General features: G+C 42.5%; 14 protein-coding genes. 5 read left to right on the forward strand and 9 right to left on the reverse strand.

All coding sequences use genetic code 11. From position 1 onward, the window contains the following. Window positions 1-52: 52 nt before the first annotated feature. The 8 genes from CEF22_RS15860 to CEF22_RS15895 form a co-directional block, all read right to left on the reverse strand. On the reverse strand, window positions 53-1762 hold the full coding sequence (locus CEF22_RS15860; protein ID WP_100403629.1) for a LysM peptidoglycan-binding domain-containing protein: 1710 nt from the start codon (window positions 1760-1762) through the stop codon (window positions 53-55). Window positions 1763-2297: 535 nt separating this feature from the next. After that, complete coding sequence (locus CEF22_RS15865; RefSeq protein WP_100403630.1) at window positions 2298-4010, reverse strand: ABC transporter ATP-binding protein; 1713 nt, start codon at window positions 4008-4010, stop codon at window positions 2298-2300. Then, window positions 3988-5733, reverse strand: coding sequence for an ABC transporter ATP-binding protein (locus CEF22_RS15870; protein ID WP_100403631.1), 1746 nt, complete (start codon window positions 5731-5733; stop codon window positions 3988-3990). Before CEF22_RS15870 ends, CEF22_RS15865 begins: the two co-directional genes overlap by 23 nt. 32 nt (window positions 5734-5765) lie before the next feature. Then, window positions 5766-6995 (reverse strand): MFS transporter, encoded by a 1230-nt coding sequence (locus CEF22_RS15875; protein WP_100403632.1) that lies wholly within the window; start codon window positions 6993-6995, stop codon window positions 5766-5768. Next, window positions 6988-7431, reverse strand: a complete 444-nt coding sequence (locus CEF22_RS15880) for a MarR family winged helix-turn-helix transcriptional regulator (protein WP_100403633.1) — start codon at window positions 7429-7431, stop codon at window positions 6988-6990. The genes CEF22_RS15875 and CEF22_RS15880 overlap by 8 nt, the downstream gene beginning before the upstream one ends. Before the next feature lie 122 nt (window positions 7432-7553). Next, complete coding sequence (locus tag CEF22_RS15885; RefSeq protein WP_095477369.1) at window positions 7554-8471, reverse strand: diacylglycerol kinase; 918 nt, start codon at window positions 8469-8471, stop codon at window positions 7554-7556. A gap of 91 nt (window positions 8472-8562) precedes the next feature. Further along, on the reverse strand, window positions 8563-9363 hold the full coding sequence (locus tag CEF22_RS15890) for an arylamine N-acetyltransferase (protein ID WP_100403634.1): 801 nt from the start codon (window positions 9361-9363) through the stop codon (window positions 8563-8565). 67 nt (window positions 9364-9430) lie between these two features. Then, window positions 9431-9994: a thioredoxin family protein gene (locus CEF22_RS15895; RefSeq protein WP_100403635.1), complete on the reverse strand. Its 564-nt coding sequence runs from the start codon at window positions 9992-9994 to the stop codon at window positions 9431-9433. A gap of 188 nt (window positions 9995-10182) precedes the next feature. Between CEF22_RS15895 and argC the strand changes: the two genes are divergently transcribed. The 5 genes from argC to CEF22_RS15920 all read left to right on the forward strand — a co-directional run bounded on the left by argC (window position 10183) and on the right by CEF22_RS15920 (window position 14877). Continuing rightward, window positions 10183-11220: an N-acetyl-gamma-glutamyl-phosphate reductase gene (gene argC / locus CEF22_RS15900; RefSeq protein ID WP_100403636.1), complete on the forward strand. Its 1038-nt coding sequence runs from the start codon at window positions 10183-10185 to the stop codon at window positions 11218-11220. 13 nt (window positions 11221-11233) lie between these two features. Continuing rightward, on the forward strand, window positions 11234-12448 hold the full coding sequence (argJ, locus tag CEF22_RS15905) for a bifunctional ornithine acetyltransferase/N-acetylglutamate synthase (protein WP_100403637.1): 1215 nt from the start codon (window positions 11234-11236) through the stop codon (window positions 12446-12448). 68 nt (window positions 12449-12516) lie between these two features. Further along, window positions 12517-12720: a hypothetical protein gene (locus tag CEF22_RS15910; RefSeq protein ID WP_100403638.1), complete on the forward strand. Its 204-nt coding sequence runs from the start codon at window positions 12517-12519 to the stop codon at window positions 12718-12720. 253 nt (window positions 12721-12973) lie between these two features. Then, a complete protein-coding gene (argB, locus tag CEF22_RS15915; RefSeq protein ID WP_100403639.1) occupies window positions 12974-13744 on the forward strand; it encodes an acetylglutamate kinase in 771 nt (256 codons plus the stop codon). Further along, the gene (locus CEF22_RS15920; protein WP_100403640.1) at window positions 13741-14877 is read left to right on the forward strand and encodes an acetylornithine transaminase; all 1137 of its coding nucleotides are present in this window, start codon (window positions 13741-13743) and stop codon (window positions 14875-14877) included. Before argB ends, CEF22_RS15920 begins: the two co-directional genes overlap by 4 nt. Before the next feature lie 37 nt (window positions 14878-14914). Here the strand turns inward: CEF22_RS15920 and CEF22_RS15925 are convergent, their stop codons facing one another. Then, window positions 14915-15685, reverse strand: coding sequence for an alpha/beta hydrolase (locus CEF22_RS15925; RefSeq protein WP_100403641.1), 771 nt, complete (start codon window positions 15683-15685; stop codon window positions 14915-14917). Window positions 15686-15819: the final 134 nt, after the last annotated feature.

Genomic DNA, 15819 nt, shown 5'->3' on the forward strand with positions numbered 1-15819 from the left:
AAATCCGAACGATAATAAAGAAGCGGCAGGACTCATGTCTGCCGCTTCTTTATTATATTTCCGTTACACTGATTAACGCTGGACGTTGATCAGCGCTACCTTTCGTATAGGTCAGAAACACTTGCGCATTCTGTTTATATTGATAGTTTTGCAAAGACCCATAAGAAACCTCTAATGCTTGAGACGTTCCATCGATCAGTACTTCAATAGAAGTATTGTCAATCGCTCCAACGATGGTGCCTAAACTACGCTTTACATGCTCGGAAGGGATTTGTAGTTTCTCTCCAATGATCGCTACTGGATATTTCAGCTCGTTCAAGCTCATCAGTGTCTCTACTTTTATATTAAATCGTTGTGCTAGCGAAAAAAGAGTGTCTCCTGCTTGTACTTGATATACATGGGGTGACTTTACGAGAGCCGTCCCCGTATCCCCCTTCCCATTATTGCCCTTCGAATAAATGATGAGCTTTTGACCGATCGATAACCTGTCAGAGGTTAATTGATTGTCCTTGCGAAGCTGATCGACCGTCACGCTATGTTTTTTAGCAATCGTCCATAGGCTATCTCCTGATTTCACAATATAGGCAATTGGCTTCGTCGTTGGCTTTTCTACAGGCTTTTGATCAGGAATAGCGGGAACTGATGTGCCCTTTCCTGATGTAATCATTAATTTTTGCCCAATCGATAACCTGTCAGAGGTTAATTGATTGTCCTTGCGAAGCTGATTGACTGTCATGCCGTGTTTTTTAGCGATCGTCCATAGGCTATCTCCTGATTTCACAATATAGGCAATTGGCTTCGTCGTTGGCTTTTCTACAGGCTTTTGATCAGGAATAGCGGGAACTGATGTGCCCTTTCCTGATGTAATCATTAATTTTTGCCCAATCGATAACCTGTCAGAGGTTAATTGATTGTCCTTGCGAAGCTGATTGACTGTCATGCCGTGTTTTTTAGCGATCGTCCATAGGCTATCTCCTGATTTCACAATATAGGCAATTGGCTTCGTCGTTGGCTTTTCTACAGGCTTTTCTACAGGCTTTTCTACAGGTTTTTGATCAGGAGTAGAGGGAACCGATGTGTTCTTTCCCGATGTAATCATTAATTTTTGCCCAATCGATAACCTGTCAGAGGTTAATTGATTGTCCTTGCGAAGCTGATCAACTGTCATGCCGTGTTTTTTAGCGATCGTCCATAGGCTATCTCCTGATTTAACTGTGTAAATAGTTTTTTGCGTGTTAGAAATGGGATTTTTATACTTGTCTGTTGGCTTTTGGGCGGAGGATGCTGAAAGAGAACCGTTCGTTCCTGTGGTGATCGTTAACTTTGGCTGTGGTACGAACTCATCGGATGCTACATTGTTTTCTTGCTCAGTTTTCTCTATTGAAGCGCCTTCTGTAGCTTGTGTAGGCTGTTCTTCTTTATCCTCTAGTTCTAAATGGAGCGGTTCTCCTTCCTCTGCTATATAGGGAACGGTAATCTCCTGTCCTACACGTAACTGGTCAGAAGCGAGGCCATTTTTACTTTTTAATTGTTCTACTGATACTTTGTATTTTTTAGCTAAAGAATATAAAGTATCTCCTGCTTGTACCTTATAAGGAGCGGCACAATCACAAGCCTTCGTTTTTTCTGGCTGACCTAACATAGAGACCGTTGAAAGTGAGATCGCTAAAGTCGTCCCAATTAATTTAGAATTCCGCTTATGTCTTTTCACTTTCTTTAACTTTTCTCGACGTTCTCGACGGGTTTCAATCACTTTTTCCATGTTCAATCTCCCTCTTTTCTTTGTTAATCATGTACGACACTATGATAAAATACCTAACTCTACAAATTCTTAACATTTACAAAAAAAAATAAAAGAATATATACCTATGATAAATTACCTACGTTTGAAAATTCAATAATTTTTTCACTCTTTACTAAAATATACGCTTGGCTAAGGACCATATTGAATCCACCCCTTGTTATATTCTAATAAGCTTGTGTCCTTGTAATGTTATAAATTATGCATGAAAAAACAGCGCCGTTGTGCGACTGCAGTCAGAGTATAATATCTATTCCTAATTTAGCAGACAAAGTTTAAAACTAGTTAAAATGACATAAAAAATAATCATACTATATTGGCGGTTCCAAAACTAAAAGACTACTTATTGTTAAATATTACATTTTTAACCTCTTTTATAAGCAAGTTTCTAATATGGGTATTTAGTAATGTTTCCATTTTACATATCACTACAAAAAACCCACACAGATTCAGAATATCTATGTGGGTCTCCTATATCATTACTTTTCTTGTCATCCTACTGAACACTAGCAGGCCGAGAAACTACTCCTAAATTAAGAATATGATCAGCCCTTGCGATCGTATTAAGACGATGAGCAATCGTGATAGTCGTTCGTCCTTGCATAAGACGTTCTAGTGCTTGTTGAATGTGAATTTCGGTAATCGTGTCGATACTGCTCGTTGCTTCGTCCAAAATTAAAATCGTTGGGTTCGCTAAAATCGCTCGAGCAATCGCAAGCAACTGTTTTTGTCCTTGGCTAATGCCGCTCCCTTCATGCTTCAACTTCGTGTCGTATCCATCAGGTAGCTTCATTATAAACGAATGCGCATTGGCTTCCTGCGCCGCTTCTTCTACCTCTTCGTCCGTAGCCTCTAGCCTGCCGTAGCGAATATTTTCGCGGATCGTCCCTTCAAATAAAAACGTGTCTTGAAGCACAAACCCCATATGCTTTCGTAAATTTTGGCGCGAAATTTTCTTACTCTCTTTACCATCAATTAAAATTTGTCCAGCATCCGGGTCGTAAAAGCGAGCCAGCAAGTTAATAATCGTTGTTTTTCCTGAACCCGTCGGCCCAATTAATGCTAACATCTCCCCGGGGCGCACAGAAAAGTTAATCCCTTGAATCGTCTCCTGTCCCTTCACATAAGCGAATGATACATCACGAAATTCAATTTCGCCGCGGATCGTCTCCACTTTTTCTAATTTATCCGCGTCCTGTTCTTCCCGCTCCGTATCGAGAATATCAAATACCCGCTCCGCTCCAGCAATTGCGGACAATAGCGTGTTGAATTGATTGGCTAAATCATTGAGTGGACGAGTAAACTGGCGCGAATACTCCACAAAAATGACAATCACACCGACAGATACAAATCCTTTTAATGCGAGCCAACCGCCCACTCCAGCAATTAACGCAAAGCTTAAATTGTTAAGCACATTCATCAGCTTCGGAATAAAGCCCGAGTATGTTTGTGCCCAATAGCCTGCCTGCTTTAATTCCCCATTCCTCCGAGCAAACTCTGCCGCAATCTTCTCCTCTTGCGAAAACATTTTGACAATATGCTTACTGGATACCGCTTCTTCAATATAGCCATTCAGTTCACCTAAATGACGTTGCTGCTCTTTAAATTGCTTACGTGTTCGGCTCGTAATCCACTTCATTCCAAGATACATCAGCGGAACAATTAACAGCGTCACAGCCGTCAGCAGTGGACTAAGCCAAATCATGACGATGACTGCTCCTGTTAACGTCAATACACTTGAAACGATTTGAATAACTGAGCTATTGAGCGTACTACTCACATTTTCAATGTCATTTGTCACGCGGCTCATAAGCTCGCCGTGCTGACGTTGATCAAAAAAGGATAAAGGCAGTTGATGGAGATGATCAAACAGCCCTGTTCTCATTTCAAATACTGTTTTTTGAGCCACTCCAGCCATCCAATAATTTTGCAAAAAGATCGTCAAAGAATAGAAAAAGTACACAACTCCTAGCTGAAAGAGTAAGGAAAGCAGCCCTTTTTTATCACCAGTGACGATAAATTCATCAATCGCCATCCCGACAAGATAAGGTCCGAGCAAGCCTAGTCCTGAGCTTGCGGCGACCATGATGATAACAAGAAAGAGTAAGCCTTTGCGCTTCGCCAAATAGTTTGCCAATCTTTTGAGCGTTTGTGTGGCGTCTTTAATTTGTGGTTTTGGTCCGACCCTAACGTTGTGGTGCCTTGACATAAGCGCGCTCCTCCTCTCCAGATTGGGAAGCTATTAGCTGTTGATACAAACCGTTCATCTTCATTAACTCTTCATGTGTCCCAATTGCTAATACGCGACCATCTTCTAGCAAAATAATTTGATTCGCTTGTTGTGCGGTGCTGATCTTTTGCGTAATGATGAGCGTCGTACACGTTTCTTGCTTTAACGCCGCCAGCATGTTCGCTTCTGTCTTTAGATCGAGCGCACTCGTACTATCATCAAGCAATAAAATGAGCGGCTTGCGAATAAGTGCCCGTGCGACCGATAATCTTTGCTTTTGACCGCCAGATAAATTCACGCCTTTTTGGCCGATAACGGTGTCAAATCCATTTGGTAAGTCGGCAATCGTTTCATAAATTTGTGCTTTTTTCGCCGCATCGATCATTTCATCGATGGTAGCATCTTCTTTCCCCCAAGCAATATTTTCACGAATCGTTCCGGTGAATAGATGGGCTTCCTGCGGGACAAAGCCGATTTGCTCTCGCAAGGACGCCGACTGCACCTCTTGAATATCTTGATCATCGATTCGAATCGTTCCGTGATCAGACTCATACAACTTTGGAATTAAATAAAACAACGTCGATTTTCCTGATCCTGTCGCTCCTAAAATAGCGGTCGTTTTTCCAGGCTGAACAGTAAAAGAAAGATCCTTTAACACCGGCTCCTCGCTCCCTGGGAAAGAAAACGATACATGATCGAATTCAATTTTTCCACCTGTTGCTTGAAAAGGTGTCCCTTTCAAACGTTGGTCCGCTTGCTCTTCCGGCTCCTCAAGCAGCTCACCAATTCGCTCGGCTGAAGCTTTTCCTCTAGAGAAAATCATAATGATAAACGTAAAAATAGATAAGGAAGCAATAATTCTTGTTGCGTAATTAATGACCGCAACAATTTCTCCAGCAGTTGCCGTTCCTGCCTGAAATTCAGCAAAGCCAAACCATAATATAAAGAGCAAGCTACCATTCATCACAAATAACAAAACGGGCATCGTCGTTTCCACCATTCGTACAACGCGAATCGTTTGTTCCATCAGTTGTTCACTCGCTTCTTTAAAGCGCATGCTTTCATGTCTCCAACGAAGAAACGCTTTAATTAACCGAATGCCTGCTAAGTTTTCTTGCATCACGTTATTCACTTGATCAAGTCGTTGTTGAACGGAACGAAATAAAGTCGAGCTTTGTTTCATCCTTCTTAATAAAAAAGCGACCATCACCGGAACGGTCACGAGCAAGATAAGTGTGAGCTTCACATGAACGAGCAATGCCAGCACCGTACCGAAAAGGATCATCAGCGGAGCACGTAGCATAATCCGCAAGCTCATAAATACCGAGTTTTGCAAAAGAGTCACATCGGTTGTCATGCGAGTAATCAACGAGGAGGAAGCGAAACGATTGTAGCTAGCGAACGAGAAGGATTGCACTTTCTCAATCATCTTTCCCCTTAAATCGAAACCGAAATTCTGCCCGACATGAGCGGCGACAAAGGAATTAATAATACCTGAAATAAAGGCAAGAAGCGTCGTTGCGATCATAACCGCTCCCCATTTATACACAGCGGTAAGATCTCCTTTCACAATCCCCTCATCAATAATTTTCGCCATAAACAAAGGATGTGTGAGTTCGACAGCCAATTCCACTAACATCAGTAGCCACGCCAGCCCCATTAAATATTTATAAGGCTTTAAATAAGAAAATACTGATCGCAAGGCAGCTCCACCCTTCTATTTGAAAAAAATTCTCAATTATATTTTTTCCCAGTATAGTCCACTTGTTCACTTTTTTCAAACTTTAGGCGGCTCGTTTGATGACGTTGAACTAACACGAAATAGATGACCACGCCTAGTAAAATATAGAAGCTACAATACACGTAAAGTTGGCTAAAGCTCATCTTTGTCACGATTAAACCAATAAAAAACGAACCAACTCCAATTCCGAGATCAAACAGCGATAAAAATGTCGCCGTGGCGAGCGCTTTTTTCGCTGGTGGGGCTTTTTGAATGGCAATCGTTTGAAAGCTCGGAAATAATGTCCCCCACCCTAGTCCAATCAATCCAGCTGCCGTAAGAAACGTCCATGCTGTGGACACTTGGCTTAACAAAAGCATTCCGACTGCAAACAATAAGATCGCCGGATACACGATCACATGCGCTCCGTATTGATCAAACCATTTTCCTGTGAACGGGCGCGATAATAGTAGCACCACTGCGTAAACAACAAAGAAATAACTAGCTACCTCTACTAATTGAAGCTCTTCTGCATAGACTGATACGAATGATAAAATCGAAGCGTACACCGCTGAGAAAAACATGCCAACGATTGCGATCGGTAACGCTGAGAATTCAAATAAATCACGAGCGCGTAATTGTACGTGAAAAATGGACATCGCACGTTCAGTAGACAGCTCGTCACGACTATGAATCAGCCCACCGGCAACTAGAGCAAAACCAGCAATTACCACGCAGAGAACAATCATCGTAAAACCGCCCCATTGTTGCATCGCGGTCAACCCAAGAAACGGTCCAACGACCATCGCTAAATTGGTGGACATCACATAATATCCCATCCCTTCTCCACGCCGAGAATCCGGAATAATATCAGCCACCATTGCCCCGGTTGCAGTTGTCGCCATTCCAAAACCAATCCCATGAAAAAAACGTAGCGCTAGCATCATCGACAGTGAATCTGGAACAAAGTAAAGCAAAGACGCTAAAAGAAAGATCAACTGCGAAGCAAGCAATACCTTCTTTTTGCCAAACTGTTCAATCCACTGTCCCGTGAACGGTCGCACAATAATCGCTGATAATAAAAACAGCGTTGTTACTAAACCCGCCTCACTTGGCGAACTTCCCATCTCCTGAAGCGCATACACCGGCATCGTCACTAACAGCATATAAAAAACGATAAATAGAAAAAAATTACTGACAGACACACTAATAAAATCCTTCGTCCATAAAGCCGGCTTACTCATTCCCGTCCCCTTCTCTCTGTTGATTTGTTAAGATGAGCAACAAGTCCGAAGTAAGTAGATACAAGTGTTTCTGTTGCTCTTCTGGAAAATTGGCTAACAGCTCTTGATTAGCAGCTAAAATCTCTTTTTCCCAGATTGGATACTCCTTCTCTGCTTGTTCTGTCAATGTAATAATTTTGACGCGCTTATCATGACCTGGCACTTGCTTCACATATCCTTGTTTGACAAGCCGCTGAATCGTTCGTGTCATTGGCGGTGCCTCAACTGCCAAATAATCGCATAGCTCTGTTTGCGTCAAGTTTCCTTTTTCCTTCAATACATATAACACCGACCACTGCGCACTATACAGTCCATACGGCTGCAATACCGTATTCACCCGCTTCGTCAATTGTCTTGAAAGCTGATGAAGCGAATGAAACAAAAAATGCGAATTCATAAAGCCACTCCTTTTTATTTACCTAGGTAACTATTATACACCTCTAAATTGTAGCATATTTTTCGATGTACGAAATAATTCACAATAAAAAAAGCCGACTCATAAAGAGTCAGGCTTCTTCATTAATAGATTCGATCCTGTGGACGCAACTGGTCGACGGGAACAAATACTTCTAAATGTCGATACAAGTTTTCAAAATCAGCTGGTGAAGCTCCACCTAACTCCCCATCCAGATTAATTAATACCTTTTCTGGTGAATGGACTTTAATTCGATTCGCCTTCGTATAAATGACATGGTCATCTTGAAGGTGCTCTCCTCGTAAAGCAAGGCTTGCAATGCGGATAAACTCAGCTAAGTTTGTCTTTTTCAAAATGAGTAAGGAAAACAAGCCATCGTTGACAGAAGAATCTGGCGCAAGTTTCTCGAAGCCACCAACGGAATTCGTTAAGGCGATCAAGAACAGCATCACTTCTCCTTCAAAGAGCTTGCCATCATATTCGATCTTCACTTCCGATGCTTTAATCGATGGTAACATTTCCATTCCTTTTAAATAATACGCCATTTGACCAAGCATCGTCTTTAATTTACTCGGCACTTCATACGTCAGCTCTGTTAAACGGCCGCCACCAGCGATATTAATAAAATAGCGGTCATTCATGCGACCAATATCAACCGGAATTGTGTCCCCATTGACGATGACGTCCACCGCTCCTTGAATATTATCTCGTGGAATATGCAAAGCACGGGCAAAGTCATTCGTCGTCCCCATCGGAATAACTCCAAACTTCGGACGATATTCCTGCTCAGCTAAGCCGTTCACTACTTCATTTAACGTCCCATCTCCACCAGCGGCAATGACGACATCATACTTGCGCTCAACCGCAATTCGAGCAGCACGTGTCGCATCTCCTTCTCCAACCGTTGCGTGGGTAGAAGCTTCATAGCCCGCCTGCTCTAGCTTTTGTAACACTTCTGGCAAACTCTTTTTGAAAAGCTCTCGCCCTGAAGTAGGATTATAAATAATTCTTGCTCTTTTCATTTGTCTCCATCCTAGTCTTCATGTAAAATTATGTTTATTTTTCCCAATATACTTCTTGTGTTAATATCTTACTACTTTTCAACTAAAAAAGCTATTTTTCGAACAGTTCAATTCCTCTTTTCTCCAAAAAAGCAATCGATTCTTCCAGTCCTTGTTCATCGACTTGAAACGCCTCTACTACTGCTTTCATCCACATGTCCTTCTCTTTAAAATGATGGGCACGAATATCGCGATAATTCATCACCTTTAACGTTTCATCCCGCAAAAAATAACAGTTATTTCCTTGAAAGCGAACAGCCGATATTCTGCGCATCGTTATATTGCTATCACAATCTTGAAAAGACGAAGCCGCTTCCTCGATAATTTCCTCTTCCTTTAGCGGCACCCAATGAATTTCTTTCGTCACAAACGTCTTCCCATTCGCTCTCCGCTCAAGCAAAAATTTGTTCTCTCCTATGTTTGTAAAAATAATTTCTTCTCCAAAGCCATGCAGCACATGACGATAGCGACTTTCTAATTCAATCGGTCGGGTCATCGGCGAGCCATAACCGACATCTACATAGTATCGGCTATTTTCAATCGTGACCATAATCGCTACATGACCAGGAAGAACTCGCACGAACGCACAAGTATAGCCGAGCTTTTCTAACAGCCGAGCAAAATTAATATTCAACGAGTAGCAAGTTCCACCCCATCCCCTATCCTCTAAATGTTGAACGAACAATTCAAAGTCTGGAACATGCTGACTACCTTGATTATAATAATAAAACTTGCTAAACGTTTCATACGGAATCAATGATAAATGATGCTGTATCAGCCGCTGCAAATAATTTAAGCTTGGCTTCTCTCTACTAATTTTCAGTCGGTTTAAATAACCTGATACGACATCCATTCTTCTCCCCCCTCAATAATTTGTATAAAAAAACAGGCTAGGAACATTTCCAGCAGCCTGTCCATCATTAAATTAATTTCTCAGTTAAAGCCGTTTTCATGCTCCGATACACTTCTTGCCATAAGCCTTTTTCCGTGAGAAAAGCATGATTTAGCTCTTGATACATCTCTCTTTGCTTTTGTTCAAACAATTCATGATCAAGAGGTGGCAAACTAGAGCGCTTGCTCGAAACTAACTCTTGAACCGCCTGTGCACGAGGTCCCCATACCACTTTCTCCTCATCTTCTTCATTGAAAAAGATGATGATCGGAATCGCACGCGACGTCCCATTCGTTAAATATTGATCCATTAATTCTAAATTTTGATCTCTATATAGAATACGGACATCGATGTGGGCATGCTGAGCAAGCTCAAGAAAGATCGGAACATTCATCATCGCATCTCCGCACCAATCCTCTGTGATCACAATGGCCTTTAAATTCTCTTCCTGCAACCGAGACAAAAAGGATGCTTCCATTTTCGCGAGTTGGAATGCGGATTGGATCTGCTGAACATTTTCTTTATTTTGTTCCATTTGATCCATATACTGCTCCGGCTTCAATCCTTTTTCAAACCAATCCTTCAAAGTCATGATGTGTGCCTCCATATCATTCCTAAAAATTGAACCACTTGTTTTATATTCTATATTTTTTGAATAAACCCTGCAATGATCACATATTTTTGCAAAAACGGTTGATTTAATTTTATAACAATCTTATAATTATAAAAAATATTAATATTTATGTAATAATATAAATAAAAATACATCGGGAGGTTGCCATGAAAGCTGCTGTTATTGGTGCAACCGGATATGGTGGAATTGAACTTATACGTCTTTTATCCAATCATCCGGATTTTCACCTTGATGCCATTTATTCTTCAAGCAAAGACAAGGTACCTGCAACAGAGGAGTACCCTCATTTGCTCAACATTTGTCCCTTACCTTTAATGAAAATTGATACGGAAAAAATTACCCAAGAAGCGGATGTCGTTTTTCTAGCTGTCCCATCTGGAGCCGCCGCGACACTCGCCCCGCAACTGCTAGCCAACGATACGAAAGTCGTTGATTTATCAGGAGACTTGCGTCTGAAAAATCCAGAAAATTATAAAAAGTGGTACAAAAAAGAGCCCGCTACTGTCCATATGCTAGAACAAGCAGTCTACGGCTTAACGGAGTGGAATCGCGAAAATATTCAACAAGCAACCTTGCTTTCTAATCCTGGTTGCTACCCAACAGCGACTTTATTAGCACTAGCACCAGCTCTGCAAGCAAAAGCGATCGACCCTTCATGGATCATTATCGATGCCAAATCTGGCGTATCAGGAGCTGGTCGTGGCTTGTCACAAATGGTCCACTTCGCTGAAATGAATGATAATTTTAAGATTTATAAAGTGAACGAGCATCAACACATTCCTGAAATTCAGCAACAGTTGAATCTATGGGATGAAACCACTGGACCGATTACGTTCTCCACTCACTTGTTGCCAGTCTCACGTGGGATCATGTCAACTATTTATGCACCGTTAAAAACACCAATGTCCGCACAACAGCTGCATCAAATATATGAAGAAACGTATCAACATGACCATTTTGTCCGCGTCCGCCCTCTTGGGGAATTTCCTGGCGTGAAAGAAGTAGCAGGATCTAACTTCTGCGATATCGGTATTGATATAGATGAACGAACAAATCGCGTCACTATTGTGGCCGTGATCGATAATTTAATGAAAGGGGCAGCAGGGCAAGCCATTCAAAACGCCAATTTAATGTTCGGATTGGAAGAAACAGCCGGTTTAAAGGGCTTCCCGATGTACCCATAGGAGGAAAATAAGCATGTCAGCTATTCATGAAATACAACAAGGCTCGCTCATCTCCCCGAAAGGATTTGCCGCTGTTGGCGTGAATTCAGGTGTCCGTGAAACGAGAAACGATTTAGGGATGATTTACTCAGAAGTCCCAGCAGAAAGTGCCGCTGTGTATACGACGAGCCATTTCCAAGCAGCACCGATTAAAGTGACGCAAGATAGCCTTTCCGTTGAACAGAAATTACAAGCGATTCTCGTCAACAGTGGCTGCGCCAATGCTTGTACAGGAAAACAAGGATTGCAGGATGCGTACCAATCACGAAAATCACTTGCTGAGAAATTCCAACTACCCGAGCATTACGTAGCCGTCGCTTCCACAGGTGTCATCGGCGAACATTTACAAATGGATAAAATCGAAAGCGGTATTCAAAAGCTACAGCCAGCTTCTAATGAAGCAAGTGCCGAGCAATTCGAAACGGCGATTTTAACAACAGATTTAATGACGAAAAAATGCGCCTTTGAAGCTGTCATTGATGGTCAAACGGTCACAGTGGGCGGCGCAGCAAAAGGCTCTGGCATGATCCATCCAAATATGGCGACGATGCTTGCTTTTATTACAACAGATGTGGTGATTGCCGCCGAGCACTTACAAACGGTGCTTCGCCAAGTCACCGACCAAACATTTAACCAAATCACCGTTGATGGCGATACTTCAACGAATGATACCGTTATCGTGATGGCCAATGGATTAGCTGGCAATGAGCCGCTCTCCCCTGATCATCCACAGTGGGATACATTTATGGCGATGCTAAAGGAAGTAAGCGAAATTTTAGCCAAGAAGATTGCGAGAGACGGCGAAGGAGCAACAAAGCTTGTAGAAGTTGAAGTATTTGGTGCACTAAATGACAAAGAGGCACAAATCGCAGCGAAAGAAGTCGTTGGCTCAAACCTCGTCAAAACAGCCGTATTTGGTGCAGACGCCAACTGGGGACGAATCATTAGCGCTGTTGGATACGCCGACATCACCGTTAACCCAGAAACAATCGATATCGCAATCGGCGACCAAACAATCCTTGAACAAAGCGAAGTCGTCGCTTATTCAGAGGACCAAATCATCGAATACTTTAAAGGAGAAACCGTCAAAATCTCCATCCACCTCCACTTAGGAGAAGGACACGGAATGGCCTGGGGCTGCGACCTCTCCTACGACTACATCAAAATCAACGCAAGCTATCGGACTTGAAGAAAAGCGCAAGACGCCGCTTAGCGACGTATGGACTGGAATGATCCGCACGAGATAAAGGAAACACGATGAACGGAAGTGAATCGATGTTGACTTATCGCAAGGAGGATCGTGGAAGTCCACTAGTCGCTGGCGTCTGGAGCTGGACAATGAAGAAAAGCGGAAAGCGCTGGTCAGCGGCGTATGAACTGGAGCCATCCGCACGAGATAAAGGAAAACGAAATGCAAAGCCAACTCGTTCAGCCGTGACAAGCAAAAGACGAGCCGACTGAAAGGTTGCTCTTTAACCTTTTGGGCGGATTGACTTTTGACCTCGAGCGGCTAGTTGGCGGCGCTAGACAACACGATGAACGACAGTGAATCGATGTTGACTTATCGCAAGGAGGAAGGCGGAAGTTCACTAGCCGCTAGCGCTTGGAGCTAGACAATCAAGAAAAGCGCAAGACGCCGGTTAACATTCTCTTATTAAAAACAAAGGAGCCCACCCATCAGGCTCCTTCCTATTTTTTCTCAAGGAGGTATCCCATGAAAACAATTGTTGTTAAATGCGGCGGAAGTGTGTTAAGTGAATTATCCGAAGCATTTTTTATTAGTATGAAAGAACTGACAGAACAAGGCTATTCCATTGTATTTGTACACGGTGGAGGACCAGAAATCAATGACATGCTTGAGACGTTACAAGTGAAAAGTGAATTTAAAAATGGCTTGCGCGTAACGAGTGAACAAGTGTTAAAAACAGCTGAACTTGCTCTTTCTGGAAGTCTTAACCGCAAGCTCGTTCGCCTGCTAGAAAAGCATGGTTTAGCCGCCATTGGATTGAACTCAAGCGACAACGGTCTGCTTCAAGCAAAATTTATTGATCAAGAACAGCTCGGTTTTGTTGGAGAAGTAACAAAAGTGAATAGTCCATTCCTTCAATTATTATGTGAGCAGCAGTTACTTCCGGTATTAACACCGATTGCCGCTGGTCCAGATGGTAGCGTGTTAAATATTAATGCTGACCTTGCCGCAGCTGCGGTCGCTAACGCCTTAAAAGCCGAACATTTTCTCATGGTGACGGATGTTGATGGCGTGATGAAAGATGGAGAGTTGCTTTCTGAACTATCCGAAGCACAGACGAATGAGCTCATTGAAAGTGGAGTTATTAGCGGCGGCATGATTCCGAAAGTACAATCAGCGCTCCAAACGTTTTCTGATCATGTGAAACAAGTTCATATCGTATCTGGAAAGAAAGCCTTTTACCAAAATGGTGAATGGCACGGGACAAAATTTGTAAAAGAAAAGGTGATTTTATGAGCCACTTATTTCCTACTTACGCTCGCTGGGATGTCACACCCGTTGCTGCAAAAGGGGCTTGGCTAACAGATAAAAGCGGAAAAGTCTATTTAGATTTCACTTCTGGAATCAGCGTCTGCAACCTCGGCCATGTTCCCGATCAAGTGAAAAACGCCATCGAGGAACAGTTAAATAAATTTTGGCATACATCGAATTTATTTCAAATTGAACTACAAGAAGAAGTCGCCGAACAATTAACAGCAGCATCTGGGCTCGACCTCGTCTTTTTTGCTAACAGCGGAGCCGAAGCGAATGAAGCAGCGATTAAGCTTGCCCGTAAAGCGACCGGTCGTAGCAAGGTCATCACGTTTTTCGATTCCTTTCACGGCCGCACTTTTGCCACAATGGCGGCTACTGGACAGGAGAAAATCAAAACAGGCTTCGGCCCGATGCTACCGACGTTTGAATATGTTTCTTTGAACGATTGGAAAGCACTTGAACAAGCGCTAGATGAAGACACGGCTGCGATTATGTTTGAAGTGATTCAAGGAGAAGGCGGGATCAATTCCGGAGAAGCAGAGTTTTTACAAAAAGCCGTTGAGCTCGCTCATCAAAAAGGGGCGCTCGTCATTATTGATGAAGTGCAGACAGGAATTGGTCGGACAGGAAAAGCGTTCGCCTTTCAACATCTCGGCCTTGACCCCGATATTGTATCCACAGCGAAAGGAATCGCGAGCGGTTTGCCACTTGGTGCGATCATCGGAAAAAAAGAGCTGGCGACTGCCTTCTCAGCTGGCTCACATGGGTCAACGTTCGGGGGAAACCCTGTGGCACTAGCAGCTGCTAAAGCGACATTGCAAACGATTTTTAACGAAAGCTTTTTAGCTGAAGTCGCTAAAAAAGGAGAAAAGTTTGCAAGCATACTAGAGTCCTCTCTCTCTACTGCTCCACAAGTGAAAAAAATCAAGGGTAAAGGCTTAATGGTTGGCATTGAACTCGATCGTGAAGCTGCTCCATTCGTCACCGCTGCCCGAGAAAAAGGCTTGCTTATTTTAACAGCTGGCACTAACGTTCTTCGCCTTCTTCCACCGCTTACGGTGACGGAAGAAGAGATGGAGAAAGCAGTTGAAATCATAGTAGATGTAATAAAATAACAGAAAAAGGGTGTCAATCTCCGACACCCTTTTCCTATTACTTCGCAGACACATACGAGTGTGTTCTCGAATGCTTCCAAATAAAACGCGTAGCCTGCTCGACAATCATTTCCTTATCATGATCCATAGACGCTACGTGATAAGAGTTTGGCAAAGTAAGGAGCTGTTTGTTTTTTGATGAAATATATTTATAAATAAACGTCGTATTTTCTGGTGGAACGACATGATCGATGAAAGATTTAATGCAAAGCGCTGGCACCTTGATGTTTGATAGTTTACTTGGAATCTCTACCATTAAACTCTGCAATTCACGAATCGCTCGGACAGGTGCTTTGTCGTACGTAATTTCTTCCACATTTTTTGCCTTTATATCTGGGGCTCCCTCCTCGATAAAACGCGGAGCTGGGGCTTTTTTCAAATATTCAAGCTCTGGAATGGTGAGAGCGGCATTAATCGTGATAATTCCTTCGATATCCTTATATTCCGATGCTAATTTAAGCGTTAATGTACCACCCATTGATTGCCCCATCACAAATATACGTTTTCCGCGAGCTTTTAATGCGTGATAACCTTCCTTAAAGCTTTCATACCAATCTTCATACGTACATTTCTCCATATCCAAGTAGTGCGTCCCATGTCCTTTAAGGCGAGGAGCAAGAACAGTAAACCCTTTGGTTGCCAAGCTTTCTCCTAAAAAACGGACACTTTGCGGCGTTCCAATAAAACCGTGAGAAAGCAAAATCCCGATGTCATTTCCTTCAAAATAAAATGCCTCTGCACCTGGTATGACTTTATACTGTTCTTGCATACTCGTTCCCTCCTGTTTTAATTCCGATTATTTTTATAGGTTTATTTTAAGTTTTTATATCCCACTTGTCAACTGTGAATTAAATTTTTATATGCCAAACAGTCCCTTTCGTGTGACTCGAACTTAATAGTTTC

The organism is Bacillus sp. FJAT-42315, from assembly GCF_002797375.1.
Lineage (GTDB): Bacteria > Bacillota > Bacilli > Bacillales > Domibacillaceae > Bacillus_CE.

What these genes read in the sequence shown, in the direction of transcription:
- CEF22_RS15860 (WP_100403629.1), bottom strand. Translation starts at nt 1,762, where the DNA reads ATGGAAAAAGTGATTGAAACCCGTCGAGAACGTCGAGAAAAGTTAAAG.
- CEF22_RS15865 (WP_100403630.1), bottom strand. Translation starts at nt 4,010, where the DNA reads ATGTCAAGGCACCACAACGTTAGGGTCGGACCAAAACCACAAATTAAA.
- CEF22_RS15875 (WP_100403632.1), bottom strand. Translation starts at nt 6,995, where the DNA reads ATGAGTAAGCCGGCTTTATGGACGAAGGATTTTATTAGTGTGTCTGTC.
- CEF22_RS15880 (WP_100403633.1), bottom strand. Translation starts at nt 7,431, where the DNA reads ATGAATTCGCATTTTTTGTTTCATTCGCTTCATCAGCTTTCAAGACAA.
- CEF22_RS15885 (WP_095477369.1), bottom strand. Translation starts at nt 8,471, where the DNA reads ATGAAAAGAGCAAGAATTATTTATAATCCTACTTCAGGGCGAGAGCTT.
- CEF22_RS15890 (WP_100403634.1), bottom strand. Translation starts at nt 9,363, where the DNA reads ATGGATGTCGTATCAGGTTATTTAAACCGACTGAAAATTAGTAGAGAG.
- CEF22_RS15895 (WP_100403635.1), bottom strand. Translation starts at nt 9,994, where the DNA reads ATGACTTTGAAGGATTGGTTTGAAAAAGGATTGAAGCCGGAGCAGTAT.
- argC (WP_100403636.1), top strand. Translation starts at nt 10,183, where the DNA reads ATGAAAGCTGCTGTTATTGGTGCAACCGGATATGGTGGAATTGAACTT.
- argJ (WP_100403637.1), top strand. Translation starts at nt 11,234, where the DNA reads ATGTCAGCTATTCATGAAATACAACAAGGCTCGCTCATCTCCCCGAAA.
- CEF22_RS15910 (WP_100403638.1), top strand. Translation starts at nt 12,517, where the DNA reads ATGAACGGAAGTGAATCGATGTTGACTTATCGCAAGGAGGATCGTGGA.
- argB (WP_100403639.1), top strand. Translation starts at nt 12,974, where the DNA reads ATGAAAACAATTGTTGTTAAATGCGGCGGAAGTGTGTTAAGTGAATTA.
- CEF22_RS15920 (WP_100403640.1), top strand. Translation starts at nt 13,741, where the DNA reads ATGAGCCACTTATTTCCTACTTACGCTCGCTGGGATGTCACACCCGTT.
- CEF22_RS15925 (WP_100403641.1), bottom strand. Translation starts at nt 15,685, where the DNA reads ATGCAAGAACAGTATAAAGTCATACCAGGTGCAGAGGCATTTTATTTT.